Annotated in this window: 27 protein-coding genes, 1 tRNA gene and 1 pseudogene; 11 read left to right on the top strand and 18 right to left on the bottom strand. The window is 66.6% G+C overall.

Annotation, left to right across the window (positions count from 1 at the left end):
* Position 1: 1 nt before the first annotated feature.
* The 7 genes from ACFE6Z_RS07670 to ACFE6Z_RS07640 form a co-directional block, all read right to left on the bottom strand.
* Complete coding sequence (locus tag ACFE6Z_RS07670; RefSeq protein ID WP_375385132.1) at positions 2-1189, bottom strand: alanine racemase; 1188 nt, start codon at positions 1187-1189, stop codon at positions 2-4.
* A 46-nt stretch (positions 1190-1235) separates the two neighbouring features.
* Positions 1236-2063, bottom strand: coding sequence for a carbohydrate-binding family 9-like protein (locus ACFE6Z_RS07665; protein ID WP_375385131.1), 828 nt, complete (start codon positions 2061-2063; stop codon positions 1236-1238).
* 39 nt (positions 2064-2102) lie between these two features.
* The gene (locus tag ACFE6Z_RS07660; RefSeq protein WP_375385130.1) at positions 2103-2804 is read right to left on the bottom strand and encodes a DUF624 domain-containing protein; all 702 of its coding nucleotides are present in this window, start codon (positions 2802-2804) and stop codon (positions 2103-2105) included.
* Positions 2801-3595: a carbohydrate ABC transporter permease gene (locus tag ACFE6Z_RS07655; RefSeq protein ID WP_375385129.1), complete on the bottom strand. Its 795-nt coding sequence runs from the start codon at positions 3593-3595 to the stop codon at positions 2801-2803. The genes ACFE6Z_RS07660 and ACFE6Z_RS07655 overlap by 4 nt, the downstream gene beginning before the upstream one ends.
* Positions 3596-3729: 134 nt before the next feature.
* Entirely contained in the window at positions 3730-4596 is an 867-nt protein-coding gene (locus ACFE6Z_RS07650; protein WP_375385128.1) for a carbohydrate ABC transporter permease, read from the bottom strand.
* Positions 4597-4796: 200 nt separating this feature from the next.
* Positions 4797-6077, bottom strand: coding sequence for an ABC transporter substrate-binding protein (locus ACFE6Z_RS07645; protein ID WP_375385127.1), 1281 nt, complete (start codon positions 6075-6077; stop codon positions 4797-4799).
* A gap of 127 nt (positions 6078-6204) precedes the next feature.
* Positions 6205-7224, bottom strand: a complete 1020-nt coding sequence (locus ACFE6Z_RS07640; protein ID WP_375385126.1) for a hydroxyacid dehydrogenase — start codon at positions 7222-7224, stop codon at positions 6205-6207.
* Between the two features lie 260 nt (positions 7225-7484).
* On the opposite strand from ACFE6Z_RS07640, the gene ACFE6Z_RS07635 reads away from it, so the two are divergent.
* Genes ACFE6Z_RS07635 through ACFE6Z_RS07625 form a run of 3 tightly spaced genes read left to right on the top strand, consistent with a single transcriptional unit; the run spans position 7485 to position 11362 of the window.
* Positions 7485-9374 (top strand): heparinase II/III family protein, encoded by a 1890-nt coding sequence (locus tag ACFE6Z_RS07635; protein ID WP_375385125.1) that lies wholly within the window; start codon positions 7485-7487, stop codon positions 9372-9374.
* Positions 9371-10477, top strand: a complete 1107-nt coding sequence (locus ACFE6Z_RS07630) for a substrate-binding domain-containing protein (protein WP_375385124.1) — start codon at positions 9371-9373, stop codon at positions 10475-10477. Before ACFE6Z_RS07635 ends, ACFE6Z_RS07630 begins: the two co-directional genes overlap by 4 nt.
* A 42-nt stretch (positions 10478-10519) precedes the next feature.
* Positions 10520-11362 (top strand): SDR family NAD(P)-dependent oxidoreductase, encoded by an 843-nt coding sequence (locus tag ACFE6Z_RS07625; RefSeq protein WP_375385123.1) that lies wholly within the window; start codon positions 10520-10522, stop codon positions 11360-11362.
* A gap of 12 nt (positions 11363-11374) precedes the next feature.
* On the opposite strand, the gene ACFE6Z_RS07620 is transcribed toward ACFE6Z_RS07625, so the two are convergent.
* Positions 11375-11746, bottom strand: coding sequence for a DUF2834 domain-containing protein (locus tag ACFE6Z_RS07620; protein WP_375385122.1), 372 nt, complete (start codon positions 11744-11746; stop codon positions 11375-11377).
* An 85-nt stretch (positions 11747-11831) separates the two neighbouring features.
* Between ACFE6Z_RS07620 and ACFE6Z_RS07615 the strand changes: the two genes are divergently transcribed.
* Positions 11832-12200 carry a DoxX family protein gene (locus ACFE6Z_RS07615; protein ID WP_375385121.1) on the top strand — a complete coding sequence of 123 codons (369 nt, stop codon included), beginning with the start codon at positions 11832-11834 and terminating at the stop codon, positions 12198-12200.
* Positions 12201-12237: 37 nt separating this feature from the next.
* Here ACFE6Z_RS07615 and ACFE6Z_RS07610 read toward each other — a convergent pair whose 3' ends face one another.
* Positions 12238-13080: an NAD-dependent epimerase/dehydratase family protein gene (locus tag ACFE6Z_RS07610; protein ID WP_375385120.1), complete on the bottom strand. Its 843-nt coding sequence runs from the start codon at positions 13078-13080 to the stop codon at positions 12238-12240.
* A gap of 81 nt (positions 13081-13161) precedes the next feature.
* Between ACFE6Z_RS07610 and ACFE6Z_RS07605 the strand changes: the two genes are divergently transcribed.
* A complete protein-coding gene (locus ACFE6Z_RS07605) occupies positions 13162-14106 on the top strand; it encodes an aldose 1-epimerase family protein (protein ID WP_375385119.1) in 945 nt (314 codons plus the stop codon).
* A gap of 93 nt (positions 14107-14199) precedes the next feature.
* Here ACFE6Z_RS07605 and ACFE6Z_RS07600 read toward each other — a convergent pair whose 3' ends face one another.
* From ACFE6Z_RS07600 to ACFE6Z_RS07590, 3 genes are all read right to left on the bottom strand, one after another.
* Positions 14200-14754, bottom strand: coding sequence for a hypothetical protein (locus tag ACFE6Z_RS07600; protein WP_375385118.1), 555 nt, complete (start codon positions 14752-14754; stop codon positions 14200-14202).
* Positions 14754-15173 carry a DUF4383 domain-containing protein gene (locus ACFE6Z_RS07595; protein ID WP_375385117.1) on the bottom strand — a complete coding sequence of 140 codons (420 nt, stop codon included), beginning with the start codon at positions 15171-15173 and terminating at the stop codon, positions 14754-14756. The genes ACFE6Z_RS07600 and ACFE6Z_RS07595 overlap by 1 nt, the downstream gene beginning before the upstream one ends.
* A gap of 180 nt (positions 15174-15353) precedes the next feature.
* Entirely contained in the window at positions 15354-15548 is a 195-nt protein-coding gene (locus ACFE6Z_RS07590; protein WP_375385116.1) for a hypothetical protein, read from the bottom strand.
* A gap of 129 nt (positions 15549-15677) precedes the next feature.
* On the opposite strand from ACFE6Z_RS07590, the gene ACFE6Z_RS07585 reads away from it, so the two are divergent.
* From ACFE6Z_RS07585 to ACFE6Z_RS07565, 5 genes are all read left to right on the top strand, one after another.
* A complete protein-coding gene (locus ACFE6Z_RS07585) occupies positions 15678-16109 on the top strand; it encodes a YdeI/OmpD-associated family protein (protein ID WP_375385115.1) in 432 nt (143 codons plus the stop codon).
* A 59-nt stretch (positions 16110-16168) separates the two neighbouring features.
* Positions 16169-16582, top strand: a complete 414-nt coding sequence (locus tag ACFE6Z_RS07580; RefSeq protein ID WP_375385114.1) for a DUF5684 domain-containing protein — start codon at positions 16169-16171, stop codon at positions 16580-16582.
* Between the two features lie 38 nt (positions 16583-16620).
* Positions 16621-17181 (top strand): asparagine synthase, encoded by a 561-nt coding sequence (locus tag ACFE6Z_RS07575; protein ID WP_375385113.1) that lies wholly within the window; start codon positions 16621-16623, stop codon positions 17179-17181.
* 110 nt (positions 17182-17291) lie between these two features.
* Positions 17292-17364: transfer RNA gene (locus ACFE6Z_RS07570), tRNA-Arg, on the top strand.
* 272 nt (positions 17365-17636) lie between these two features.
* Positions 17637-19397 carry an acyl-CoA dehydrogenase gene (locus ACFE6Z_RS07565; RefSeq protein WP_375385112.1) on the top strand — a complete coding sequence of 587 codons (1761 nt, stop codon included), beginning with the start codon at positions 17637-17639 and terminating at the stop codon, positions 19395-19397.
* Between the two features lie 12 nt (positions 19398-19409).
* On the opposite strand, the gene ACFE6Z_RS07560 is transcribed toward ACFE6Z_RS07565, so the two are convergent.
* The 4 genes and pseudogenes from ACFE6Z_RS07560 to ACFE6Z_RS07545 form a co-directional block, all read right to left on the bottom strand.
* Entirely contained in the window at positions 19410-20177 is a 768-nt protein-coding gene (locus ACFE6Z_RS07560) for a class I SAM-dependent methyltransferase (protein WP_375385111.1), read from the bottom strand.
* Between the two features lie 100 nt (positions 20178-20277).
* A pseudogene (locus ACFE6Z_RS07555) lies at positions 20278-21170 on the bottom strand (VOC family protein).
* Positions 21171-21287: 117 nt separating this feature from the next.
* Entirely contained in the window at positions 21288-21539 is a 252-nt protein-coding gene (locus ACFE6Z_RS07550) for a hypothetical protein (protein WP_375385110.1), read from the bottom strand.
* A gap of 120 nt (positions 21540-21659) precedes the next feature.
* Positions 21660-21983, bottom strand: a complete 324-nt coding sequence (locus ACFE6Z_RS07545) for a hypothetical protein (protein WP_375385109.1) — start codon at positions 21981-21983, stop codon at positions 21660-21662.
* Between the two features lie 79 nt (positions 21984-22062).
* Here ACFE6Z_RS07545 and poxB point away from each other — a divergent pair, with 79 nt between their 5' ends.
* Complete coding sequence (gene poxB, locus ACFE6Z_RS07540) at positions 22063-23796, top strand: ubiquinone-dependent pyruvate dehydrogenase (protein ID WP_375385108.1); 1734 nt, start codon at positions 22063-22065, stop codon at positions 23794-23796.
* A gap of 33 nt (positions 23797-23829) precedes the next feature.
* Here the strand turns inward: poxB and ACFE6Z_RS07535 are convergent, their stop codons facing one another.
* On the bottom strand, positions 23830-25218 hold the full coding sequence (locus tag ACFE6Z_RS07535; RefSeq protein WP_375385107.1) for a diguanylate cyclase: 1389 nt from the start codon (positions 25216-25218) through the stop codon (positions 23830-23832).
* Positions 25215-26027, bottom strand: coding sequence for an alpha/beta fold hydrolase (locus ACFE6Z_RS07530; RefSeq protein WP_375385106.1), 813 nt, complete (start codon positions 26025-26027; stop codon positions 25215-25217). Before ACFE6Z_RS07530 ends, ACFE6Z_RS07535 begins: the two co-directional genes overlap by 4 nt.
* Positions 26028-26132 lie beyond the last annotated feature (105 nt).

Raw genomic sequence — 26132 nt, 5'->3', positions numbered from 1 at the left:
ATCAGTTCATGAGCGCCTCGAGCGAACGCAGGAAGCCATGGTGGTGCGGACCGCGCGGGAAAACCGGCCAGACGTCGACGACCCTCTCGTCCCGCGCGATGAAAATGACGTCGTGCAGGTTCACCGTGGTCGGTGCGTAGCCGCAGATGAGCCGGACATGGTCGCCGGGCTGCGCAGGAAAGCGGGATTCCACCTCGAAGAGGGCGTGCTCTTCGGCAAAATAACGTGCGACGAGATCCTCGCCGAAGATCGGCGGAAGAACGAAATCGATGCCGACGGATTTGCGGCCGGCATCCAAGACGACCGTATCGCCGTGACGAGCCACCACGGTCGAGTGAACGGTGAGGGAGACCTCGAAACCGGGCACGAGGCTGCCATGGAATGCGTCCATGAATACGTACGACCCCGCCTGGAGCTCGGTGACCGACGGGTGCATTCCCGTCACGTTGTATGTTCCGGTCCCGCCGCCGGAGAGAACCGGAACATCCAGCCCATCGTCCGACAACAGCGTCTTGACCATGCCGGCGTAGTCCATCGCCTCGTTCGCCTTGAGTATTCGCTGCGTCAGGTCCGGCTCGAGCATGCAGTGACCCTCATATGCCTGCACGCCGCGCAGCCGAAGGTGGGGAGCGGCATCGACCGCCCGCGCGAGCGCGAGCGCCTCCTGCGGAGACCGCGCCCCGCATCGGGCCATTCCCACGTCGAGATCGACCAGAACATCGACGGTCGATCCAGCGGCGGCGGCCGCCGCCGAGAAATCGGCGATGTTCGTAACGTCATCGACGACGATCTCGAGCCGGATGTGACGGGCGAGACGGGCCGCCGCACCGACTTTCGCGGGGCCGACCACCTCGTTCGCGATGAGAACGTCGGAAACTCCCGCGGAGCCCATCGCTGCGGCCTCCCATACCGAAGCGACGGTGACGCCGACGGCTCCAGCCGCTATCTGCCACTTCGCGAGATCCGGCGATTTGTGCACCTTGGTGTGCGGGCGCAGCCCGACATGACCGCCCGCAAGCGTCGTCGACATGGTCTCGATGTTCCGGTCGGCCACGTCGGCGTCGAGAACGAGAGCAGGCGTGATCAACTCGCCCGTCGGTCGACCGATCTGGTCACCATATTGTCGCCGGATCGTCTCGACGGCATCCGTCCACGGCCGTCTCCAGTCGCCGGGGTGCACCGTGTTCATCGACATCCCCCGACCACCCGGTTCATTGGGGCCATCTCCTTCGGTTTCACGCGGCGCCGGAGACGAACGTCACGTTCGTCCACGCTTCGGGGATGTGCGTGTCATTCAGGCCGTGCGGATTCGCCGCCCATCCGAGACCGATGTTGACACCCGGCGCACGCGTTGCGAGTTGTTCGAAACGACCGAAGAACATCCGCCAGGTGTCACCCTCTCGAGGCGGGAGAGATCGTGTTCCCGCAAGATCCGACAAGCTGTCCCAGGGAATGCGCAGGCGCACAGACCAGCCCCTGTCGACATGAGCGGGGTCATTGATCTCGCCGTCGACCGCCACGTCGATATGAAGGTCGCGCAGACGGTAGTCCAGGAATGCCCACCGTGTTCCGCGGGGGTGATTGCCCGTCCAGAATGATGAGGCAGTACGTTCGTGGTCGCCTCCGAACGTATGTGCAGTCGGCGCGTGCACATCGAACCGGGGGTCTTGCAGCAATTCCTGAGCCTGTGGGGCATCCCGCCAGATGTAGAACACTTCGTAGCGGGTGCCGAAGGCGTTGACTTCCAGCTCGTAGTAGGTGTCTCCCCCGTCGATGAACAGTTCCAGATCGTTCTCGAAGAAGAGCAGGTCACCGTCGTGCCGGCTGGTCGCGGTGACGAAGGGTTCCTCCGCGTCGAGGGCCACGTACAGAGCGTCGTCATCCCAGGTGACGCTGGCTGACGTCGCGAACGGAGCCGGTGCCCCGGATGCGATGTCGACGAATCGCGGCGTCCGGATGCCGGCTGCCCACGGGTCCGTGCCGGCATCCCCGTCGGCGCGGCCGGCGTCGGCGCGGACGGCGCGATACTGCGCCCCTCGCCATCCATAGCCGATGTCGTTCATCTCTGGCATGGTCCTACCGGCTTTCTGTCGTGCGAGTGATCATTCGGCGGTCTCGATGAGCTTCACGAAGGAAAAATGCGCGTTGCTCCAGACGGCGAACAACAGAAGGCTCGGCGCCAAGAACGACCCCAGGATCGGCTGGACGAAGACGATCGCTGCGATCAGGCCGACGAGCACCAGCGCTATGGCGCTGAAGTACCACCGCTTGACCGCTAGATACATGGCGGCCTTCGTGATCGCCCACCACGATGCGTGTTCGTAGAGCGCGAATCCGGCCAGCGCCATGATCACGATGGCCACGGCTGTGAGGCCGAGCATCACGAACGTCGGAACGATCAGCGGTCCGAAAGAGAACTGCGCGACCAGATCAACATCCAGGAGCAGGAAGGCCAGGAGTGATCCGGCCGCCGTCCCGATGACGAACGACCTCAAGAAATTGCGCCGGTAGGTTCGCCAGAATGTCACGAACGGCCCGGCGGGTGCTCCATCGCGCAATGCGCGGAAGCATCCGAACGCGCCGGTGATCGACGGCGCGAGAGTCAGCGACAACGCCAGGAAGAGCGGCCAGTACGACAGCGGGTTGGGGACGGCGAACACGAAGAACGCCAGCGGGAGGTTCGCGAGCACCAACGCGAGGTTCACGACGAGCGCGGCGTAGACCAAGCCGAACGTCGACTCGAGGGTCTCGTGCGAAACGGCGAACCACGGTCGCCGTTTCACCGGAGTCGTCGACGCGTTCATCCCTTGAGTCCGCTCGTCGCGATCCCACTGATGAAGTTTCGCTGCCCCGCCATGAAGATGAGGAAGATGGGGATGATCGAGATCACCGAGCCGGCCATGATCATGGCGTACTGGGCCGAATACTGACCGATGAATGACCTCAGCCCGATCTGCACCGTCCACAATTCATTGCTGGAGAGATAGATGAACGGACCCATGTAGTCGTTCCAGGTATTGACGAACGTCAGCAGAGCGAGACTGGCCAGCGCCGGCTTCGAGAGCGGAAGGATGATGCGTGCCCAGATGCCGTACTCGTTCAACCCGTCGATTCGAGCGGCTTCCATCAGTTCGTCGGGAATCGTCGAGTAGTACTGGCGCATCAAGAACACGCCGAATGCGCTGAAGGCCTGCAGCAGGATCAAAACGGTGAAAGTGTTCGTAAGCCCGGCCTTCTGCATCATGATGTATTGCGGAATCATGTACGCCTGCCAGGGAACGGCGATCGTCGCGATGTAGGCGAGGAACAGCGCGTCGCGTCCCGGGAACCGTATCTTGGCGAATCCATACGCGGCGAAGCTTCCGGTGAGCACCTGCAAAGAGCTGATGGCGACCGCGAGGATCGCGGAGTTGAGCAGATATCCCGCCATCGGAACGCGCGTCCAGATGTCCGTGTAATTGCTCCACACGAATGTTTCGGGGATCCACCGGATCGGTACGGTGAGCACTTCGTTGTCGTGTTTGAACGACGACGAGAGCATCCAGATGAATGGCAACAGCACGAGTGCCAGCAGCACGCTGAGCAGAACGTACATCGCGATTCGCCCTGTCAGAGAGCGGACGCGTGGACGCCCACGTCGTGTGGGACGCAACGGTTTTCCGAGGACGCTCGCGGAGTCGGCCAACTCGACCGCGAGTCCTTTCGTGAATTTCGACGCGAAAGTGGTCATCAGCGCTCCCGTCGTTGTTGCAGTCTGAATTGGAAAACCGTGACGACGAGGACGAGGAGGAAGAGCACGAGGGAGATGGCGGATGAGTATCCGAACTCGCCGTTGATGATGCCGTCTTGATAGATCAGTTGGGAGAGCATGAGCGTTGCTCGACCGGGGCCGCCTCGAGTCATCACGAAGACCAGATCGAAGACTTTGAAGCTGGAGATGCTGAGCAGAACCAGCACCAAGAAGGTCGTGGGCCGCAGTGACGGCAGGGTGATGTACCAGAACTTCTGCCACCCGTTGGCGCCGTCGACTTCGGCGGCTTCGTAGTATTCCCCCGGGATGGCTTGCAGCCCCGCCAGGAACAGCACCATGTAGTAGCCCATGTCGCGCCAGACGCTGGTGATGATCACGGCGGGCAGCGCCCACGTCGTACTGGCTGTCCAGCCGGGAGCGTCCTGGATGCCGATGAGGTGGAGAAATTGGTTGATGGGCCCGCTGGTCGGGTCGAACAGCATGTTCCAGACGATGGCGACCGCAACGAGCGACGTGATGTATGGGAAGAAGATCGCCACACGGAAAAAGGCGATGCCCTTCAGTTTCTGGTTGAGCAGAAGTGCGAGGACCAGAGCCACGGCCAGCGTCAGCGGCACATGCCCGAGGGCGTACAGGCACGTGTTCAGGAGCGCGACCTGGAAGCTCTGGTCGCCGACCAGTCGGATGAAGTTGCTCAGGCCGGTCCATGTCGGCGGGTTGTAGGCGTCCCAGCGCATGAACGAGAGCACGAAGGCGGCGATGACAGGGACCAGCGTGAACAACGCGAACCCGAGGAAGTTCGGCAGGATGAAACTCCAACCGACCAGTGCCCGGCGTCGTCGCATCGAGCGCGAATGTGACGTCGGGCGCACCCGTGGCGTCAGCGATGATCGCTTTGAAATGGTAGTAGTCATGTGGGTGTGAGACCGGGTAGCCGGACGTTCCTCTCGTTCAGGTTCCCTAGTACTGTGCGCGGAAGTTCGGTCGACGGTCCTCGCGTGGTGCGGACGCCGCATCGCGGCGCCGCACCACGCAACCGTCGCTACTACTTGTTGAGGACTTCCGCTTTGACGCGGCTACCCATCTCCGCGAGGCCGTCTGCAACCGAAACGCTGGCTGTCATGATGAGCTGGTGCTCTTGATCGAGTACGGTGCCGATCGCGGCCGCGTCCGGACCCGTCAAGCCGTCGAGCTTGATGACGTCAGGGTTGAAGGCCTTCTCGGCGAGCTCGCCTTGCGGCATGCCGTCGAGACTGAAGTACTGCTTCGTGATCGCGTCACTGTGGTAGGCCGGAACGACCCCGGCGGCAGCCACTGCCTTCGCGCCTTCTTCCCCCGCCGCGAACGCGAGGAACTTTTTGGCGGCGTCCACATTCTTGGCATTCTTGTTGATTCCGAAGCCCGTGGGTCCGCCCGCCGTCGTGATATCCGTGCCTGATTTGAGCTGTGGCATCGGCGCGATACCCCAGTCGACATTCGTCGTGCCGGCCTTGGCGTCGGCGAGCAGGCCGCCGATCAGCCACGTACCCATGGGTACCATCGCGGCCTTTCCGGATTCGAATATCGCCTGATAGTCGACCTGCTGGCTGTTGGCTGTCGCCCAGTCCATCGCCGTCCCGGCCTTCTGCATGCCCAGCACGAGGTCGTACTGGTCCTTCATCCAGCCATAGTCGGGTGTCGAGAAGGTGTTGCCGGTCTGCGCAGCCGCGTAGCTCTGCACCATCGAACTCCAGGTGTGGATATACGCGCCATACACCTTGTCCGGGCCGCTTCCGCTCGTGAGCTTGGCGGCATCGGCGGCGAAGTCGCTCCACGAGAGGTTCGTCGGATCGGGGAGACCGGCGTTCTTGAAGAGTGTCTTGTTGTAATACAGGACGCCGAAGTCCTGTCGATACGGGACACCGTATGCCGTGCCGTCCACGGTGTACGTCGACAGCGCGGGGAGATTGTCGCTGGGAAGCTTCTCGGCGACGTCATCGATGTTCAAGAGTTGCTGCTTCGCTGCATATCCCGCGAAGTCGCTCAGGTCTTTGAGACCGATGACGTCCACAGAGTCGCCTCCGGCAAGCATGGTCGTGATCTTGTCTTCGTAGTTCGCCGAGATGATGTCGACCGGCTTGATCGTGATATCTGGGTTCGCCTTTTCGAACGCGGTGAACAGCGCCTTGAATTCCTGGCCCTGTGAGTAGTCCCAGACCGAGACGCTCAGGGTCTGCGACCCATCGCTGTCGTTACCGGCGCTGGTTGCTGCGGTACCGGCGCATCCGGCCATGAGTAGTGCAGTGATTCCGACACTGCAGGCGACGAGCGTACGCTTCATTCGCATCAGATAACTCCATTTCTAGGTCTTGCGTTGAGTGGTGCAGAGGGGCGAGGAGATCGGGTGGTGCTGGTTTCGGGCGTTCGGTGGGCCTCCGTCGATGTGCTGGGTGGGTGTGAAGTATCGGTCGATTTCATGCGCTGAGTCTGAGATTCTCGCTGGAGAGTTCTGCGACGAGTTCGAGCCCCTGCACATATCGGCCCAACTCGTCGAGCGCAGCATCCGTCATGCGGTGCAGCTCCGAACCCATCGAACCCGCGATGTGCGGCGTGATCATCACACCGGGCAGGTCGTAGAGAACGGATGATGCGGGCAGCGGTTCCGGATCGGACACATCGAGAATCGCGCTGATGCGTCCGGTCGCGCATTCGAACTCCAGTGCCTGAGTGTTGATCAGGGAACCGCGGGCGGTGTTGATCACCGTGGCGTGATCGGGGAGCGCGGCCAGTTCCTTGGCGTCGATCATGTGGTGGGTGCCCGGTAGCGCCGGAGCGTGAAGCGAGAGCACATCTACCCGGGGGAGCATTTCTGCCAGCGAGACGAGGGTGGCGCCCGCAGCTGCCACCTCGGCGGGGTCGGCGTAAGGATCGGCGACCAGACAGGTCACCGGGTCGAGCTGCTGCACGAGCGATACCACCCGGCGACCGACCCGGGAGAAGCCGACGATGCCGATGGTGCGACCGCGGTTGCTCAATTCGCCGCGCCGCTGGGCGTACCCCCAGTCCTCCCGGAAGACGCGCGCGTCAGCCGCAAGGAATGGTGCCTTCTTGCCGGCGAAAATGATGGCGGCCAGGGTGTACTCCGCGACCGGGATGGCGTTCGCATCGGCAGCGTTCGATGCGACGATGTTGCGCTCCCAGAATGCGTCGGTCACGACGTATCGCACGGAGCCCGCGCAATGGAACATGGCACGCAGGTTGGGCATGCGGTTCAGCCGCTCGTCGGTCAGTGCGGGGGCGCTCCATCCGGTGAGAAGGATGTCGACGGATGCGAGCCGTCCGAGCAGCTCCGGCGAGTCGAGATTGTCGGTCCAGATCGGTTCGGCGAGCGTGGTCAGATCCGCCAACCGGTCGAGTCGATCGTGATCGAACTGTGCGCGGAAGGCGGAGGGGCTCATCACGATGAGGGCGTTGGGCCTTGTTGAAGGTGTCATAGGACTTGCTCCAAACCTGTCGAGCTGCGATGCCCTTCGACGGCCGATTGCGCCGTCGCAAGAATCAGTAGAGACTCAGCCTTGACCAAAGTCAAACATTCCAAACAGACTCGAACAAGGTCGTACACAATGATTCATCTGAGAGAGCGCTTTATGCGGCGCGCCGATGGGGCGGGTGCGACGATATGACGTCGCCGAATCCGCTCGGCGGATCACACCAGGCTTTCGAGGGTCCTCTTTTTCAGGAGTGGGGCCAGCGGATGAGGGAGCGCGCGCTCGTTCCGATGCTGGAGGGAGCCGCAGCCCGATTCGGTCTGCCGACGATCGAAGACCGCTCGATCTGGCTCCGCATCGACGGCCGCACGCGTGAACAGATCACCGCCGCCGCCGGGGCCGAACGAGGCACGGCATGGCCGAGCGCCCTGCCATCCGCCTATGCGCGCTACGTGCGAGACGGAAACCGCACGGAGTACGAAGCTGGCGTCTCCGGCCGGCAGCAACGACTCACGCGAGCTGTGGTGCTCGCCGCCATCACGGACGAATCCGTCTGGCTCGACGAGGTGGCCGATGGCATCGTCGTCCTCTGCGAACAGAGCACCTGGTCGTGGCCGGCGCACGACGATGCGCACGAGCGTCGGGGGTTCATCCTCCCGGACGCATCAGCGCCCTATCTCGATCTCGGCGCCGGCGAAGTGGTGGTGCAGCTCGCCGTCGCAGACCACGTGCTGGGCACACGCCTCGAATCGCGGTGGCCAGGACTGCGGGAGCGCATCCGCCATGAGGCGACGATTCGCGTCTTCGAGCCGTTCCTCAACCGTGACGACCTGTGGTGGCTGGGCTACCGGCGCACGGTGAACAATTGGAATCCCTGGATCATCGGCAACGTGATCTCCGCTGCGGTGCTTCTGATCGACGACACGCCGACTCGCGCGCGCGTTATGGATCGAGCACTGGAGAGTCTGGACCGGTTCGTCGCGACCCTCCCCAGCGATGGCGCGATCGACGAGGGCTTCTCCTACTGGTGGCAAGGTGCGTGTCGACTGCTCGAATGCCTGGACGTCGTATCGCGAGTGACCGACGGCGATTTGGATGCCGGCGACATTCCGGTCGTGCGCGAGACGCTGCGTTTTCCCCATCGGATGCAGCTCGGAGATCACTGGTACGTCAATGTGGCTGACGGATCGGCTCGCTCGTTCGGCCGCGAACCGTGGGACGTGCCGTTTCGATGGGGGATGCGCCTCGGCGACCACGACGTCGTGGCGCACGCTCGGAGCAAGCGAATACCCGGCGAGCCGGTGATCGATGTCGGCGCAGGCCTCGCGCGTGTTCTGCGCGCGCTGGCCGATGCCGAGTGGCGCGATGCCACGCCGGCCGACCCGCCGTTGCCCGAACACGTGTGGCTCGGCTCCGTGCAGCTGTTCGTCGCCCGCCAGGAGTCGGGTGATTCGCACGGCCTCGCCCTGGTGGTCAAGGGCGGCCACAACGGCGAAAGCCACAATCATAAGGATGTCGGGTCGGTGATCGTCGGCCTGGATGGACGGCCGTTGATCGTCGATATCGGCAAACCGACCTACACGGCTCAGACCTTCGGCGCTGATCGTTACGAGAACCCGGCCATGCGCAGCAGCTGGCACAACACGATCGCCCCGTTCGGTCTCGAGCAGGGGGAGGGCTCCCGATTCGCGGCGCGGATGCTCGCGGAGCCGGCTCGCACGGGCGCACCTCAGACGACCCCGTCGATACGCCTCGAGCTGGCCAGCGCATATCCGCTCCCGGAAGGCGACTCGTGGATCCGGGATGCGCGTCTGGACAGGCAGAACCATCGGGTAGTCGTCTCAGACGAGTGGAAGCTTTCCGGCACTGCAGGGCAGGAGACATCCATCCACTTCATTCTCGCCGGCGAGGTCAGCATCGACGACGCGGTTACGCGTGTGCGCGCGGACGTGTCGGCGAGGGCTTTGCGCATCACGGTGAGCTCGCGGGAAAACCACGCTACGCCGTTTCAGAACCAGCATCCGATCGTCGACGTATGGCAGCTCGACGACCCGGAATTGACGGCCGTGTGGGGACAGACCCTCACTCGCCTGACCTTCGCTTCACCGCATCCCCGCTTCGGCGAACTGCGCACCACGATCGAGGTGGACCGATGACCGATCTCAGTGACGAAGACCCCGCGCCGCTGTTCGCCCTGCAGCGACAGGAACGGCTGATGGACGAGCTGCGTGCGCACGGCGCCGTCGCTGTCGGCCGCATTGCCGTGGTGCTCGGGGTGAGCGAGTTGACGATCAGGCGCGATATCAACGCGCTTGCGCGCCGAGGTCTGGTCACGCGCGTGCACGGCGGTGCGACGATTCGCAGTTCGATAGACGAGAGCCGGGGCGCTCTCACCGGTCGTGACGCGACGGTGACCAAGTACACGATCGGCATGGTGGTCCCCTCGCTGGACTACTACTGGCCCGAAGTCGTCAGTGGCGCTCGTGTGCAGGCGGCGCAGCTGCAGTCGCGGCTGATGCTGCGCGGCTCGCTGTACGACGCTCGTGATAACCGCAAGCAGGTTCAGGTGCTGGTCAACACTTCGGGCATGCACGGACTCATCGTCGCTCCGCACACGGCAGGGCCGGAGGGACTCGAGATGCTTCGCTGGCTTGACTCGTTGCCGATCCCGGTCGTGCTCGCCGAGCGCCGGGTGCGCTCTGCCGCAGCAGCGACGAGGCTGGAGTCCGTCGTCACGGATCATGCTGCGGGGGCGATGCAGGCAGTTCGGCATCTGTACGCTGCGGGGCACCGACGTATCGGACTGCTGACGGAGCCGCAGAGCCCGACCACCCCACACGTGCGACGGGGTTGGAAGAGGGCCATCGCTTCTCTGGGACTGACCCCCGACGTGGTGAACACCGATGCTGTCAGCTTCGACTCGTTCGACCGTGAGACGGTCATCGACGAGATTCTCGCCCAGTGCACATCGACGGGCACGACCGCGCTTCTCATTCTGTCCGACCCTCAAGCGGTCGCGTTCGAGCAGCACTGCGCCGATCGTGGCGTGCGTATTCCCGACGACATCGCCATCGTCGCCTACGACGATGAGGTGGCAAGGTTGGGCCACCCGGCGATCACGGCCGTACGCCCCCCGAAGCAGTTCGTCGGGCGCGGCGCGGTCGATCTGTTGGTTGCCCGGCTCGAGGGCGGCCGCAATCGCCCACCGCATCACATCAAACTCACCCCCGAGCTGCTTGTGCGGGAGTCGTCGATGTGACGTGCCGGCGCCGGATGCCTCGACGCGGGGTAGCGTCGAAGCATGACCGATTCGACTGACCGCCGCACGATCGTCATCACCGGCGCCAGCGACGGGATCGGCGCAGCCGCGGCTCGCGAGCTCGCCGGACACGGCCACGAGGTGGTGGTCGTCGGGCGTTCGCCCGAGAAGACCGCGGCGATCGCCGATGAGCTCGGCGTCGAGCATCACCTCGCCGACTTCGCCGACGTCGGCTCGGTGCGCCGGCTCGCGGGCGAGCTCGGGGCGCAGCATCCCCGTATCGATGTCCTGGCGAACAATGCCGGCGGCATCTTCGCCAAGCACCGCGAGGCCACCGTCGACGGGCACGAGCTCACCTTCCAGGTGAATTACCTCGCGCCGTTCCTGCTCACGCAGCTGCTGCACGAGAACCTCGTCGCCGCGCACGGCACGGTGATCAACACCTCGAGCGCGGCGAACAAGCTGTTCAGCCGATTCGACATCGACGACCTCGACGCCCAGCGCCGGTACAGCCCGCGCCGGGCGTACGGCAACGCCAAGCTCGCGCAGATCCTCTTCGCGAAAGAGCTCGATCGCCGGTATCGCGACGTCGGGCTCACCTCGACCGCCTTCCACCCCGGCGTCATCGCCTCGAGCTTCTCGGCGGCGCCAGGTTCGGCCATGCGGGCCGTGTACGCCTCGCGGCTCGCGAAGCTGTTCCTCGCTCCCGTGGAGAAGGGCGCCGACACGCTCGTGTTCCTCGCCGAGAAGCATCCCGGCATCGACTACCCGACCGGCGAGTACTTCGTCGACCGCAAGCCCGCGAAGCCCAAGAGGCAGGCGACGGATGCTGGGCTCGCGCGCGACCTGTGGGACCGGTCGGTCGCGATGCTCGCCGACGTCTGACCGGCGCCCGCGCTACTCGCGCGCGGCCGTGCTCTCTGTCGTCCGGCGCGGCGTCATCCGGCGCTCTGTCATCCGTCGCTCTCGCATTGCCAGGAACAGCGGGAAGGTGAACGCGAACGCCGTCACCGCCGAACCCACGATGTACAGCCAGCCGAAACGCATCCCGAGCCTTCGGCACTCGACGATCACGAAGATGCTCGCCGCGACGGCTGCCACGAGCAGATCGATCGTGATCGACGTCACGGCGGGCCCGCTCGTGACGAGATCGCCGAGGTAGTCGCGCATGAGCACGACACTCATCACGTTGAAGGCCATGGTGCCGATGAGCCCGGCGATCGACAGGCCGAGGTACACGAACGCGAGCGGAGTCCAATGACGGGTCATGCCTGATTCTCGCGCGTGAATGCGATTCTCGCTCGGTGAAGTCCCGGCCGCGTGGCGGTCCGGCACGCGGGAGTATCGTGAGCCCATGCTGATCGCCTACTGGATCGCCGCGGGGCTGCTCGCATTCGTGTCGCTCTTCGCCGCGGGACTCAAACTGTTCCGCACGAAGGCGCAGCTCGAGGGCGCGAACGCCATGGAGTGGACGAAAGGCTTCTCGCAGGGCTCGATCCGCCTCATCGCGGTCGCCGAGCTCCTCGGCGCGATCGGGCTCATCGTGCCGCCGCTTACCGGTATCGTGCCGATCCTCGCGCCGATCGCCGCCGTTGCGCTCGGCGTGCTGCAGATCGGTGCCGCCGTCACGCATGCGCGGCTGGGCGAGAAGCCCATCATCAACATCGTCCTGGCAGTCCTCGCGGCCGTCGCAGCCGTGACCGGATTCATCGTCTGGGCGTGAGCACGCACCACCTGGTGCCGGAAGCGGGTGAGCGCGTTCAGACCTCGTCGCGCCACGAGTGCTGCGGCGCGTAGCCGAGCAGCCGGCGCGCCTTGCCGATCGCGAGCAGGGTGTCGTGCTCGCCGAGGTCGCCGCGCACCGGCGCGTCCGGGAACACTTCGGCGACGAGCTCGGCATTCGGCCGCGACATGACGGTGTCGGCGGCCGCGATGATGAACCGGTCGAAGCCCGGGAGAGCGACCTCCAACGCGCGCTCGATCGCCTGCGCGCCGTCGCGGGCGTCGATGTACCCCCAGAGGTTCCACTTGCGTAGCATCGCGTCGGCGTCGTACGCGGGGAACGCGGCGTAGTCTTCCGGCACCATGACGTTCGAGAAACGCAGCGCGGTGATCGACAGATCGGGATGCCAGCGCACGAGCTCAGTCGCCAGCTGCTCCTCGAGCACCTTCACGATCGAGTACACGCTCTCGGGGCGCGCCGCGTACTCCTCGTCGACGGGGATGTACGGCGGAGGCACGTCGAACGGAAGCCCCAGCACCGTCTCGCTCGACGCATAGACGATGCGACGGATGCCGGTGCGCACCGCTGCCCAGAACACGTTGAACGTGCTCGGCATGTTGTTGTGGAAGGTCGCGGCATCGGACAGGATCCCCGGTGCGGGGATGGCGCCCAGATGCACGACCGCCTCGAACGGCGCGGCGCGGTCGACTCCGGCCAGGGCATCGACGACCTGTCCGTAATCGGTCAGATCGACCCTCACGAAGCCCGCCCCGCGTGCCCCGACGAGATCGAGGCCGACGACGTCGTGGCCTGAGGTGCGCAGTTCGCGGGCGACGACGGTTCCGAGCTTGCCGGACGAGCCCGTGAGTGCGATGCGCATGCTCCCACCCTGGCACGTCTGCGCGGCACGGGAATCGATTCGGTCGCACGAGCCTGGCCGAACGGCCTAGGCTCGATTCCCGTGGCTCGCACACCGGCATCAGGCATCCAACATTCGATTCGCGCAGGCGGCTACGAGGCGGTCATCGCCGGCGTGGGCGCGAGCCTGCGCTCGCTGACCTACACCGGTCGCGACCTGGTCGTGCCGTTCGCGGCCGACGAGGTGCGTCCCGGCTTCCGCGGCGCGACCCTCGCGCCGTGGCCGAACCGGGTGGTCGACGGGCGGTACGCGTTCGGCGGGGTCGACTACGTGCTGCCGCTCACCGAGCCCAAGCGCGGGCACGCGCTGCACGGCCTGGTCGGGTGGCTCGACTTCACAGTGGTCGACAAAGGCCCGAGCCACGTCGCCCTCGCCGCCGTCGTCGAGCCGCAGGCGGGTTACCCGTGGCGGATCACCGTCGAGACCGGCTATTGGCTGCGACCCGACGGGCTGACGCAGACGGTGACCGCGACCAACGACAGCCGCACCTCCGCGCCGTGGGGCACGGGCCCGCACCCCTACCTGCGCGCCGGTGATTCGGCGCTGGAGAGCTGGACGTTCTCGCTGCCGGCGGCCGAGGTGCTGGCCGTCACCCCCGATCGCCTCGTCCCGACGGGCCTGGAGCCGGTCGAGGTCGATCCGGCGCGGTTCGACTTCCGCGTGCCGCGCGAGATCGGCGGTGCCGAGATCGACCATGCATTCACGGCGCTCGCCCGAGATTCCGACGGCCTGGCCGAGGTGCGGGTCACGGATGCCGAGGGCCAAGGCGTCGCGATGGTGTGGGATGCCGCGTGCCCATGGGTGCAGGTGCATACGGCCGACATCGAGCCGGGGCATCCGTTCCACCGCATCGGGCTCGCAGTCGAGCCGATGACGTGCGCGCCCGACGCCTTCAACGCCGACGCGTACCCGTTCGACACGGGACTGATCGTGCTCGGTCCGGACGAGTCGGCCACGGCCTCGTGGCGGATCGCCGCGATCGCCTGATCAGCCTCCCGCAATGCACCCTCGATCTTCGGAATGCACCCTCGCGAGGGTGCACTCCGAAGATCGAGGGTGCATTGCGAGACGGGAATGCGGTCAGTGCTGGTGCTCGTCGAAGATCAGGTCGTGACCGGTGTGGCTGGGCGCGAGGCGCCCCGCCTCGGTCGCGCCGAGGGCGGGTGTGACGACGCCGGCGACGAGCACCGCGGCAACGAGTAGTCCGAGCACACCGGTGCGCGTAGCGCGACCGGCCGGGCCGCGGCGCACGGCGATCCCGCACCCGATGCCCGCGGCGATGAGGAGTGCGGAGGCCGCGGCCACCGCGACGACGCTGGTCCGCAGCGGATCCAGCATCAGCACGACGGTGGCCGCGGCGATTCCCCCGAGGGCCCCAGCGACGCCCACGCGGGGAACGACGATGCGTCCCCGCGCGAGCGTCGCGGCCCCCCACACCAGCCCGCCGGCCCCGAGGATCGCGAGGGTGGCGCCGGCTACCCCCAGCCAGACACCCCCCGCCCCCGTGAGAGCCCCAGCGCCCAGTGCGAGCTGGAGTAGTGCGGCGCCCCACCCGGCCACAGCGGGCCACGACGACGTCCGGAGCACCGGAGCGGTCGACGCGGCACGCCGTGCGAGGGGAGCGCCGATGGTCATCAGGCCGCCTGACCGGCGACCGACGCGCGGATGCCGTGGTCGGCGGCGAGTCCGACACCCAGGAGCACGATCGCGCTCGCGAGGTGCAGGAAGTGGTCGAACGTGTTCAGCGCGAGGATGTTGAGTGCGGTGCCGACCAGGAAGAAGCCGACGATACCGAGCAGTAGGTAGACCGCGCCGATCGTGATGTTGACCGCCTTCGCGGCGCGCGCCGAGACGATTCCGGCGATCATCAGCGAGGCGCCGATCAGCAGATGCGCGATGTTGTGCAGCGGGTTGACCTCGAAGATTCCGAGGAGCAGCCCGCCCTGGGTGGCGATGAAGCCGACACCGCCGGTGACGGCGAAGCCCAGCAGACCCACCACGACGTAGACCGCGCCGAAGATGACTGCGACGAGGCGGTTCGGTGACTGACGCATGAGCGACCTCCGAGATCGGGCGGCGGGATGCCGCGCTGGAGGTTCTTCGGAGCGTGCTCGTCATCGGATGGGAGCGCCTCGCAGAAGACGCGTGCGCCCGGACACAGCAGAAGGCCCCCGAGTATTCTCAGGGGCCCTCCACGTCTCACACCGACCCGAGTGGGCCGGAAAACATGCCGATCAGTCGCGCAGCTCTTCCTTGACTTCGTTGCGCTTCTGCACGGAGTCGCGGTCTGCTTCGGCCTTCTTGACCTCGGCGTCCGCCTTGACCTCGTCGACCTTGTCGCCGATACGGTCTTTGGTGTCTTCGAACCCGTCCTTGATCTTGCGACCGGCGGTGTCGGCTACTTCTTTGGCGTCATCCAGGATTCCCATGTTGCGCTCCTTTCGTGAAGTCTCGTGAAGGCTTCTCATAGAAGCTACGACGCGCGTCGACGGGTGGCAGGGGGCTTGACAATCGTCGGCCGATCGCCCACCGACAGCATCCATAGCACACTCGTGCGCATGAGATTCGAAACCGCTCTTCATGCGATGGGCAACAACACCGGCATCGAGGTGTCGGCGGAGCAGATCGACGCGCTCGGCGGCGGAAAGCGCCCGGCGGTGAAAGTCGTGGTCAACGGTTTCGCCTATGCGAGCACGGTGGGCGTGATGGGCGGGAAGTTCCTCATTCCGTTCAGCTCAGACAAGCGTGCGGCCACCGGGCTCAAGGGCGGCGACCCGATCACCGTCGACCTCGAGATCGATGACGCCCCGCGCACGGTCGAGGTGCCCGACGACCTCGCGACGGCGCTCGCTGAAGCATCGCTTTCAAGCGTCTTCGACGCACTCGCGCCCAGCCACCGCAAGGCGCACGTCACCAGCGTCGAATCGGCGAAGGCCGCCGACACGCGTGCCCGTCGCGTCGCGGCGGTGATCACGAAGCTCCAAGGCTGAGGGCTCCAGGGCTGAGGCCCGCCTCAACCGCGCTCATCGTCACCCCTATGATGAGCGGCATGCACCTCGCCACCGCCCTTACCGCAGCATCCGCTCAGGTCACTCCGATCAGTGCCGACCAGACCGGAGTGTGGACGACGTCGTCCGTGTTCGGCCTGATCTTCTACATCCTCACGGCCGTCGCGCTGTGGCGGATCTTCCAGAAGGCGGGCCTGCCCGGCATCCTCGGGATCATCCCGATCGTCAACCTCTTCTTCCTCGTGAAGATCGCCGGCATGTCGATGTGGCTGGGCCTGCTGTACCTCATCCCGATCGTCGGCTTCGTCTTCGGCATCATCGTGGCCTTCAAGCTCGGCTCGGCTTTCCACAAGGGCGGCGTCTTCTCGTTCTTCGTGCTCTGGCTCTTCGCGTTCATCGGCTACCTGATCCTCGGCTTCGGCTCGTCCAAGTACACCGAGCCCGTACGAGCCTGAGCCTCGCCCGATACCCTCGATACCGGGGAGGGTCGAGTATGGGCAAGCGCTCGGATGCTGTCGGCGAAGGCGTGTCGATCGCGTCGGCGGCGGCGCGGCTCGCGGTGCGCAACCACATCCTCGTCCAGGCGATCTCGCGCGGCGCCGACTTCGACACCGCCGAGGTCGGCGCGTTCGCCCAGGAGACCTTGAGAGCGCTCGCCGCCGAACAGGACGCGGCGGCGGCGCTCGCGAAGAAGCAGCGCAAGTCGGCGTGGGGCAAGTTCTCCGACCCGGACAGCACCCACGACTACCGTGACCGCGATACGCGCAACCTGCGCAAGCGCCACACGCAGTACGTCAAGGTCGCCGAACGCCTGCGCGACCTCGCCGACCAGCCCGACGTGGTGGCCGAGCTCGTCGAGGCCGCTCGCGATGCCGCGTGGGGTGACGTCGAAGACAACCTGCAGCGCCGGCTGCAGGTGGAGAGCATGACGGCCGACGCCGACCCCGATTACGCCCAGATGCGCGAGGCACGGATGCAGGCGTTGCGCCTCGTCGACCTGTCACGGCTCGCCTCGCAGGCGCGGCGCCGGTCCAAGCCGGGCGCCGCGGACTGACCGCTGTGATGACCGCTCTGGATCGCTCGGCCCTCCGCCTCGATTGGCGGCCCGCCGCGCCGTAGGGTATCCTGGTCGCTGGCCTGCTCGCCGTTTCGCGCGCAGGCTGCGCGCCCGTAGCTCAATGGATAGAGCATCTGACTACGGATCAGAAGGTTGGGAGTTCGAGTCTCTTCGGGCGCACACTGTGTTGAGACAGTGAGGGAAAGTGCCGGTTCGCCGGCACTTTTTCTGTTTCCGGGAGCTGTCCTCGTCGTCTCTCGTTCGAAAAGACCGGTCGGTCACGGCGACACGCCGTCCAACGAACTGTCGACCCGGCGTGTCGTGTCACCGGCCGGTCTTTTCGACAGCGCATGCGGTGGCCACGCAGCATCCCCAGCCAGCAACCCTCGCCGTGAGACTGAGGGTCACGTAAACTGAATCTCGGTCCCACCGCGTTCGCCCGAAGGAGAGCCATGTCCGCTCCGTACGTCCCGCCCGTCGATGACTACTCGTTCCTCTTCAGTGAGGCATTCGGTGTCGACCTGGTGGCCCGGTCGACGGGCGGCGCTCTCTCGGCGGCCGATGCGACCGAGATCATCGCGGGAGCGGGCGAATTCGCCGCCTCGGTGATCGCGCCCCTTGAGCGGATCGGCGATCGCGAGGGCGCGCGGCTGGAAGATGGCCGGGTGCGTCTTCCCGCAGGGTTCGCCGAGGCCTATCGCGCGATGGTGGACGCGGGGTGGATCACCGCTGAGGCCCCCGAATCGGCCGGCGGAGACGGACTGCCCGGATCGATCCGGGCAGGGCTCGGAGAGATCTGGAACGCGTCGAATGCCGCGTTCGCCCTCTGCTGGCTGCTCACGCAGGGACAGATCCATGCTCTGGATGCTGTCGCCTCCGACGCGATCCGCGCGGCCTACCTCACGAAGCTCGTGTCGGGGGAGTGGACCGGCACGATGAATCTGACCGAGCCCGGTGCCGGCACCGACCTCGGAGCGATCCGCACGCTGGCGACCCCGCGCGACGACGGCTCGTGGTCGATCAGCGGCGAGAAGATCTTCATCACATGGGGCGACCACGACCTCGCCGAGAACATCGTGCACCTCGTACTGGCCCGGACGCCCGACGCCCCGGCGGGGGCCAAAGGGCTGTCGCTGTTCGTCGCGCCGCGGGTGCTCGTGAATGCGGACGGCAGCCTCGGGGAGCGCAACGCCATCACGACGGTCGGAATCGAGCACAAGCTCGGCATCCACGGCAGCCCAACGTGCGCGCTCGCCTACGAGGGAGCGACCGCATACCTGGTCGGTGAGCTGCACGGCGGGCTCGCGGGAATGTTCGTGATGATGAACTCGGCCCGGATCGGCATGGGATTCCAGGCCACCGGGATCGCCGACCGGGCTTATCAAGAGGCAGCGGCGTATGCCGGGCAGCGCATTCAGGGCAGCGTCCTGGAGCGGCCCGCACAGACGTCCATCGCCGCGCATCCCGATGTGCGCAGGCTCCTGCTGTCGATGTCGAGCATGATCTACGCGATGCGGGCGCTCGGCGTGTACGTCGCCGACCTGTTCGACCGCACGGGGTCGGACGAGACCACGGCGCTCGCGGAATTCTTCGTTCCCATCCTCAAGGGGTGGGCGACGGAGGAGGCCGTGCCGGTGACGAGCGACGGCATTCAGGTGCACGGTGGGATGGGGTTCATCGAAGAGACCGGGGCCGCTCAGCACTATCGCGACGCACGGATCATGACGATCTACGAGGGCACGACCGCGATCCAGTCGAACGACCTCGTCGGTCGCAAGCTGATCCGCAACAACGCAGCGACCGCGCACGAGCTGTTCGGCCTCATCGACGCCACGATCGCCCAGCTGTCGGTGGGGGATCATCCGGTGGCCACGCGCACCGGCGAGCGCCTCGCCCGCGCGGTGCAGGCGGCGCGCCGGGCGACGGCCGACCTGATGGCATTCGGTGCGCACCCTCGTGACGCGTACGCCGTGAGCGTGCCCTATCTGATGCTGCTCGGCACGCTCGCCGGGGGATGGATGCACGGACAGGCCGTGCTCGCAGTGCTGCAGCATCCGATCCTGTCCGAATCAGATGCCGCCCGGCTCGTGTCCGCCGACTTCTACGGAAGCCAGCACCTGCCCCGCGTGCACGCCCTGGCCGAGAGCGTCGCCGGGGGCGAGATCACTCTCGGCGACGACGTCGCCGCGGTGGAACTCACCCGGGCGGGCTAGGCCGCACGCGCTTCAGTCGGCGGCCACGATCCCGCGTGCCGCCCACGCGGACCCGGTCACGTCGAACGGTGGCGTCGGCATCTCCGCTCGGAGCGTGCGCTCCAGCCGTGCGCGGCCCGCGTCGTCGAGCGACTCGATGTACGAGCCGACCGGGCCGGCGCCCCGGAGATAGGGTTCCCACCAGTCCTCGAAGGTCTGGTGGGTCACACGGACGGTCAACACGGTCTCGGTGACGTCGGTCAGGCCCGCGGTCGTCAGGTATTCGCCCAGCCGCCCCCGGCGTGTGCCGGGAAGGGCGGCCTCGTTCGGTGCGGCCGGATCGGTCGCGCTCAGCACGTCCCAGAACCGGCTGAGCGGGCTGGACCCGCCGGCGTGGTCCCACACGCACGCCGCCACGACGCCGCCCGTTCGCGTGACGCGTGCCATCTCACGCAGGTCGTGCACCGGGTCGGCCATGAAGTGGACGACGAGCTGGGCCAGCACGACATCGAACTCCTCATCCTCGAATGGGAGCGCACCGGCGGAGGCGACCTCGATGCGCACACCGGGGAATCTCTCGCGCGCCGACGTGGCGTACGAGACCGAGGGGTCGACGCCCACGACCTTCGAGGCCCCGACGCGCGAGACGAGTTCGGCCGTCAGTGCGCCGGGGCCGCAGCCGACGTCGAGGACGCGCTGGCCGGGGCCGACCCCGGCAAAGTCAGCGAGCGGTGCACTCAGGCCCGACGAGTACCGGCCCATGAATCGGTCGTAGTCGACCGCGGCGCCGTCGAATCCCATGCGCACACCGTAGGGCCGGCCTTGCGAGATCGCAACGGGGAGGCAATACGGTGCGCGGTGCGGCGACGCCCGGGCCCGCCGGTCAGCCCATGCAGATTGCTCATCCGAGCATCTCGTCGGCGGTGGTGGCGGATGCTGCGACCGTCACCTGCGTGCCCCACGGGTCGCTCACCCGCACGGAGCGCCCGTCGTCGGCGAACGCAACGCCCAGGGCGGTCAGCCGCGAGGTGAGCGCGTCGAGATCCTCACCCGCAGGCACCGAGACCGCGACATCGCCGAGGCCCAGGCTGGCTGCACGGGGGCCCGCGCCGGCCGAGTGCCACGTGTTCATCGCAACGTGGTGGTGATAGCCGCCGGCGGAGGCAACAGCGCGCCGGGGTAACCGCTCGCGGTGGCCTCGAAGCCGAGTGCGTCGACGTAGAACGCCCGCGCGACGGCTACGTCGCCCACCTGGAGGTGGACGTGGCCGACGCGTCCGGCAAGACCTGGCGCAGCATCCAGCACTTCCTGCGTCAGGTGTCGCTGCAGGTAGGCGTTCGGATCCAGATACTGCGTCGCCATCTGGATCTGGCCGTTGGTCCACTCCCACTGGCTGCGCGGGCGATCGGTGTACAGCTCGATGCCGTTGCCCTCCGGGTCGGTGAAGTAGAACGCCTCGCTGACCAGGTGATCACTCGAACCCACGAACTGGCTCCGCGGCGACTGGGCGGCGCGATAGACGGTCGCCGCCAGGCTGGGCGCATCGTCGAACAGGAACGCCGTGTGGTACAGCCCCGCCTGCCGGGGGTCGACGCCCGGCAGGTCAGGGGTGTGCACCAGCTTGACCATCGGCGTCGTTCCACGCCCGAGCACGCGGTGCACCTCGCGGCCGTGGGTGCGTTGCTCGAGTGGCGCCAGGGCCAGCGCGCCCGAGTAGTACGCCGACATCACTTCGAGGTCGCCGACGCGCAGGGTGACGGCATCCACCGTCGTATCCGGGTTCAAGGTGTCCATCGGGTTCTCCGAGCGTGCAACGCGGTGGTCAGCGGATGACGGCGAAGCCGCCGGTCCAGCCGATCTTCTCACCGGCGGCGAGGGTCAGCTGTTCAGCCTCCTCTGAGGACGGATGCCTCAGCCCGCGTGGGCAGCCTCCACCAGCGCGTTCACCGCATCCTCGAACACCAGTGTCTGGGCCGTTTCGACTGCACGGCTGTAGCGAGAGCCTGCCAGCACCACGAAGACGGCTCCGACCACGTCGATGTAGCCGAGCGTCCGCGTCCCGACGCGGACCTGATAGCGATCGACACCGACGCGCTGCCATTGCGGGGGCGACGAGGGCAGTGCCCGTGGGCGACGGTTGGTGGGATGTATCTCCAAAGTCATCTCCACCGCTCCTCTCATCATCATCGATGAATCAACTATCCGCGGTCGCCCCCGTCGTGCGGAGAGGCTTGACAAACGCCGCGATTCTTCTTCGGGGTGAAGGCGGTCTCCGACTCGCGTTCACGCCTCGTCGAACTCGTCGGTGGACGGGTTCGTGCTCGTCCGCAGGACGGGGCGATGTGCACGCGTGCGGGCCGTCAGATGCTCCAGGACGGCCGCATCCTCCAGCTCGGCGTACGCGGTCTCGACGCTCTGCCCGACGATCTGGCTGGCGGGTCCGACGAGCATCATCGCCATCCCGCGGCTGCCGTCGGAATGGAGCACGGGGATCTCCAGCGTCTCGGCCGCGCCCTCTTCCGCGAGTGCGGCGCAGTATTCCAGCACCGCCCGCGCGAGAGAATCCCCGGTCATGAGTTCGGTGCCGGCGTACGTCAGAATCATCATGGAACGTTTCTACCGAGGCGCGGGGCGCGCGTGAAGCCGTTGCGCCCGGCGCATCCGCACGCTAGCCGAGGAGCCTCACATGGCGCAGAACGTCGCCGAACTGTTCGTCTCGACCCTCAAGACAGCGGGGGTTTCGCGGGTGTGGGGCCTTCCGGGTGACTCGCTCAACGCCTTCACCGATGCGCTCCGCCGCGACGGCGGCCTGCGCTGGATGCACGTGCGCCACGAGGAGGCAGCGGCGTTCGCGGCGGCCGCCGAAGCCGAGGTGACCGGTGAACTCGCAGTCGTCGCCGGCAGCTGCGGGCCCGGCAACCTCCACTTCATCAACGGTCTGTTCGATGCCCAGCGCAGCCGCGTGCCCGTGCTCGCGATCGCCTCACACATCCCCTCCGCCGAGATCGGCAGCGGCTACTTCCAGGAGACCCATCCGCAGGAGCTGTTCCGCGAGTGCAGCGTCTATTCCGAGCTCGTCTCGGACGCCGCTCAGCTGCCGTGGGTGCTGGAGATCGCGATGCGGGCCGCGGTCGAACGCCGGGGCGTTGCCGTGGTCGTCGTGCCAGCCGACGTGTTCTTCCAGGATGCGCCGGAGCGCCGAGCATCGGCACCGATCCTCGCGACCGCGCCCCGCATCATTCCGGGCGAGGCCGAGCTGCAGCGGGCCGCGGGCCTCCTCAACGGCGCGAAGAAGGTGACGATCCTTGCCGGCGCGGGGGTTGCCGGGGCGCACGCGGAGGTGCTCGCACTGGCCGAGCGACTGCAGGCGCCCATCGTGCATGCCTTCCGCGGCAAGGAGCACATCGAGTACGACAATCCGTACGACGTCGGCATGACGGGCCTGCTCGGTTTCGCGTCCGGGTACCGCGCGATGGAGTCGTGCGACGCCTTGCTGATGCTCGGCACCGACTTCCCCTACCGGCAGTTCTATCCGTCCAAGGCGAAGATCATCCAGGTCGACATCCGGGGCGAGCAGCTCGGGCGACGCACGCCGATCGACCTGGGCCTGGTCGGCGGCGTCCGCGAGACGGCGAGCGCGCTGCGTCCCCTCATCGCCGATGATCGTGCGGGCACGCACCTGGCCGACTGTGTGAAGCACTACGCCAAGACCCGAAAAGAGCTGGACGGCTTCGCCGACGACGACGGCAAGGAGCCGATCCATCCCCAGTACGTCGCGCGACTGATCGACGAACTCGCCGCCGACGACGCGATCTTCACCGCGGACGTCGGCACACCGGTGATCTGGGCGGCGCGCTATCTGCGGATGACGGAGCGGCGGCGTCTGATCGGATCGTTCACGCACGGCTCGATGGCGAACGCCATGCCGCATGCGCTCGGAGCGCAGGCAGTGGATGGCGGGCGTCAGGTGATCGCCCTCAGCGGCGACGGCGGTCTGTCGATGCTGCTCGGTGACCTCATCTCGATCCGCCAGAACGACCTGCCGATCAAGATCGTCGTCTTCAACAACTCGTCGCTGAACTTCGTCGAAGTCGAGATGAAAGCGGCCGGCATCGTCAACTTCGGCACCGACCTTCAGAACCCGAACTTCGCCGATGTCGCCACCTCGATCGGCATCACCGGCATCCGCGTCGAGAAGCCGGCAGACCTCCGGCCGGCCCTCGAACGCGCGCTCGCGCTGCCGGGCGCCGCCCTCGTCGACGTCGTCGTCGCCGGCCAGGAACTATCGATTCCGCCCTCGATCACCGCCGCGCAGGCCAAGGGGTTCGCCCTGTACGCCCTGCGCACCGTGATGTCCGGCGGTGGCGGTGAGCTGCTCGACCTCGCCGACACGAACGTCTTCCGGCGGATCTTCCACTGAGCTCGCTGCGCTGACCCGTCTCGCGCCGGGCGCTTAACGACCGGGGCTCGCAGAGAGCGTCACCCGGTCCTTGCCCGAGTCCTTCGACCGGTACATGGCCACGTCCGCGCTGGTGAGCAGGTCGGATCCCGTCGCACGCGGATCCTCCGCCGGGTCGAAGGTCGATACGCCGGCACTCATGGAGACGCGGATCGTGGCGCCCTCGATGACGATCGGCTGCCGGGTGAGCGCGAGGATCCGGTCGGCGATCGAGATCGCGGCATCCAGATCCGCGTTCCGGCAGATCGCGACGAATTCGTCGCCGCCGATGCGGCCGACCACGTCGTCGGTGCGGACGCCGGTGCGCAGGCGCTCGCCGAGTTCTCGGAGCACCGCGTCGCCGGTCGCGTGGCCCCATCGGTCGTTGACGGATTTGAACTCGTCGACATCGAGGAAGAGCACGGCCACGGGCTGAGCGGTGGTGCGGGCGCTGTCCAGCGCCATTTCGAGCTCGTGCTGCAGCAGTTGCCGGTTGGCCAGGCCCGTCAGCGGATCATGCAGGGCGAGGTGCTCGAGCCGGCGCTGCAGCCGCACGCGCACGAGCGTCTGCGATGCCTGCCTGCCGAGCGCCCGCTGCAGTCCGAAGGCGCGCTCGTCGAATTCGCGACGCCGGCCGAAAAAACAGACCAGCACCCCGAGTCGCTCGTGGTCGCCCAGAAGAGGTGTGATGCTGAGCGATTCCAGTCGCGCCGTGCGGAGCCCCGCCGCGAGAACGGGATGCTCGGATTCCGCGTCGGTCGCGTGCACGATGATCTCCACCGGGGTGTTGCGGAGGGATTGGATCGGGGGCACCGAGTCGGCGAGCGGGTTGACCCCCGCGGCGAGGTGGTAGAGGCCGTCCACATCGCGCAGGAGCACCGCCGTCTCGGTCGCGGCGAACGCCTCTTTCGCGACGTCGGCGAACGCCTGGGCGACGTCCTCATCGCTCACGCTCACGCCGAAGAGGCTCGAGATCTCCTGCAGCACGCGGACGCGCTCCTCCGAGGATTCGGCGGACCGGCGCGCGCGCAGCAGCTCGTTCTCGTACTCCAGGCGACCGGTGGCATCGAAGACGGCGGTCTGCACGACGGGGCCGGCCCCCGTGGTCGTGATGGTGGAGTTGATCAGGACGGGCAAGATCGATCCGTCCGCCTTGCGCAGCGTGAGCGCGACCTCTTTGACGGATCCCTCCAGGTGGAGGATCTGCGTGTGGCGCGTTTCGAAGAAGATCTGACTGCCGGCATCCAGCATGGCGGTGAAATTGGCTCCGACGAGCTGTGCCTCGGCGTAGCCGGTCCACTCCAGTAGGGTGTCGTTCACCCCGAGCACCTTGCCGGTGACGTCGGTCCTCACCAGGCCGCAGGGCGCATGGCGGTAAAGCCGCTCGTAGTCGGTGCCGGTCATGACAGATAGCTGCGGATCGCCGCGACGAGTTCATCGGGGCCGGACAGATTCGGGATGTGCCCCGTCGTCCTCAGCTGGACGAAGGTGCTGCCGGCAATGGCCCTGTGCACGTACCGGCCCACCTCCGTCGGAGCGATGACGTCGTCGGTGCTCTGCACGACCAGGGTGGGAACGGTGACGCTCTCGAGGTCGGCGCGGTTGTCCGAGAGGAACGTGACGTGGGCGAAGTGGCGCGCGATGTCGGGGTCGGTGCTGCAGAAGCTCTCCGTCAGCCGCTCGCCGAGGGCCGGCCGGTCCGCGTTGCCCATCATCATCGGGGCCGCGGCTGCAGACCAGCCGAGATAGTTGGCATCGAGCGTGTCGAGAAGCGCCGCGATGTCGGCCTCCTCGAATCCGCCCCGATAGGACGCGTCGTTGATGTATCGCGGCGAGGGGCCGACCAGAACGAGCGCTCCGAATCTCGAAGGATCTCGGTTCGCCGCGAGCACGCCGATCATGGCGCTGACCGAATGGCCGACGAACACGACGTCCTCGAGATCGAGTGACTCGAGGATCTCGCGCACATCATCCGCGTATCCATGGAGCGCGTCGTACTTGCTGCGCGAGTACGCGGTCAGGTCGGAGTCTCCGGCTCCGACGTGATCGAACAGCACGACCTTGTAGTCGCGCTCGAAGTGCGGGGCGACGAGATTCCAGGCGGCTTGACTGCACCCGAAGCCGTGTGCAAAGACGATCGGGCGACCGGACGGATTGCCGCTGACGACGACATTGTTGCGGCGCCTGACCTCGCTGGCCACTGCTGATGCCACTGATTCTCCCGAGGAACGACGTGATCGCCGTGTGCGAGACGGACTCATATGGAATCGTAGATGATGATCCCCAGGGTGCCGACCGGACGTGAGGAGCGGACTATA

The sequence above is a fragment of the uncultured Microbacterium sp. genome, from assembly GCF_964244775.1.
Lineage (GTDB): Bacteria > Actinomycetota > Actinomycetes > Actinomycetales > Microbacteriaceae > Microbacterium.
This window is presented reverse-complemented; position numbering and strand designations above follow the sequence as displayed.

Excerpts from the sequence above, each read along its gene's own strand:
- ACFE6Z_RS07670 (WP_375385132.1), bottom strand. The coding sequence starts at position 1,189 with ATGAACACGGTGCACCCCGGCGACTGGAGACGGCCGTGGACGGATGCC.
- ACFE6Z_RS07665 (WP_375385131.1), bottom strand. The coding sequence starts at position 2,063 with ATGAACGACATCGGCTATGGATGGCGAGGGGCGCAGTATCGCGCCGTC.
- ACFE6Z_RS07660 (WP_375385130.1), bottom strand. The coding sequence starts at position 2,804 with ATGAACGCGTCGACGACTCCGGTGAAACGGCGACCGTGGTTCGCCGTT.
- ACFE6Z_RS07655 (WP_375385129.1), bottom strand. The coding sequence starts at position 3,595 with ATGTACGTTCTGCTCAGCGTGCTGCTGGCACTCGTGCTGTTGCCATTC.
- ACFE6Z_RS07650 (WP_375385128.1), bottom strand. The coding sequence starts at position 4,596 with ATGCGACGACGCCGGGCACTGGTCGGTTGGAGTTTCATCCTGCCGAAC.
- ACFE6Z_RS07645 (WP_375385127.1), bottom strand. The coding sequence starts at position 6,077 with ATGCGAATGAAGCGTACGCTCGTCGCCTGCAGTGTCGGAATCACTGCA.
- ACFE6Z_RS07640 (WP_375385126.1), bottom strand. The coding sequence starts at position 7,224 with ATGACACCTTCAACAAGGCCCAACGCCCTCATCGTGATGAGCCCCTCC.
- ACFE6Z_RS07635 (WP_375385125.1), top strand. The coding sequence starts at position 7,485 with ATGAGGGAGCGCGCGCTCGTTCCGATGCTGGAGGGAGCCGCAGCCCGA.
- ACFE6Z_RS07630 (WP_375385124.1), top strand. The coding sequence starts at position 9,371 with ATGACCGATCTCAGTGACGAAGACCCCGCGCCGCTGTTCGCCCTGCAG.
- ACFE6Z_RS07625 (WP_375385123.1), top strand. The coding sequence starts at position 10,520 with ATGACCGATTCGACTGACCGCCGCACGATCGTCATCACCGGCGCCAGC.
- ACFE6Z_RS07620 (WP_375385122.1), bottom strand. The coding sequence starts at position 11,746 with ATGACCCGTCATTGGACTCCGCTCGCGTTCGTGTACCTCGGCCTGTCG.
- ACFE6Z_RS07615 (WP_375385121.1), top strand. The coding sequence starts at position 11,832 with ATGCTGATCGCCTACTGGATCGCCGCGGGGCTGCTCGCATTCGTGTCG.
- ACFE6Z_RS07610 (WP_375385120.1), bottom strand. The coding sequence starts at position 13,080 with ATGCGCATCGCACTCACGGGCTCGTCCGGCAAGCTCGGAACCGTCGTC.
- ACFE6Z_RS07600 (WP_375385118.1), bottom strand. The coding sequence starts at position 14,754 with ATGACCATCGGCGCTCCCCTCGCACGGCGTGCCGCGTCGACCGCTCCG.
- ACFE6Z_RS07595 (WP_375385117.1), bottom strand. The coding sequence starts at position 15,173 with ATGCGTCAGTCACCGAACCGCCTCGTCGCAGTCATCTTCGGCGCGGTC.
- ACFE6Z_RS07590 (WP_375385116.1), bottom strand. The coding sequence starts at position 15,548 with ATGGGAATCCTGGATGACGCCAAAGAAGTAGCCGACACCGCCGGTCGC.
- ACFE6Z_RS07585 (WP_375385115.1), top strand. The coding sequence starts at position 15,678 with ATGAGATTCGAAACCGCTCTTCATGCGATGGGCAACAACACCGGCATC.
- ACFE6Z_RS07580 (WP_375385114.1), top strand. The coding sequence starts at position 16,169 with ATGCACCTCGCCACCGCCCTTACCGCAGCATCCGCTCAGGTCACTCCG.
- ACFE6Z_RS07575 (WP_375385113.1), top strand. The coding sequence starts at position 16,621 with ATGGGCAAGCGCTCGGATGCTGTCGGCGAAGGCGTGTCGATCGCGTCG.
- ACFE6Z_RS07565 (WP_375385112.1), top strand. The coding sequence starts at position 17,637 with ATGTCCGCTCCGTACGTCCCGCCCGTCGATGACTACTCGTTCCTCTTC.
- ACFE6Z_RS07560 (WP_375385111.1), bottom strand. The coding sequence starts at position 20,177 with ATGGGATTCGACGGCGCCGCGGTCGACTACGACCGATTCATGGGCCGG.
- ACFE6Z_RS07550 (WP_375385110.1), bottom strand. The coding sequence starts at position 21,539 with ATGACTTTGGAGATACATCCCACCAACCGTCGCCCACGGGCACTGCCC.
- ACFE6Z_RS07545 (WP_375385109.1), bottom strand. The coding sequence starts at position 21,983 with ATGATGATTCTGACGTACGCCGGCACCGAACTCATGACCGGGGATTCT.
- poxB (WP_375385108.1), top strand. The coding sequence starts at position 22,063 with ATGGCGCAGAACGTCGCCGAACTGTTCGTCTCGACCCTCAAGACAGCG.
- ACFE6Z_RS07535 (WP_375385107.1), bottom strand. The coding sequence starts at position 25,218 with ATGACCGGCACCGACTACGAGCGGCTTTACCGCCATGCGCCCTGCGGC.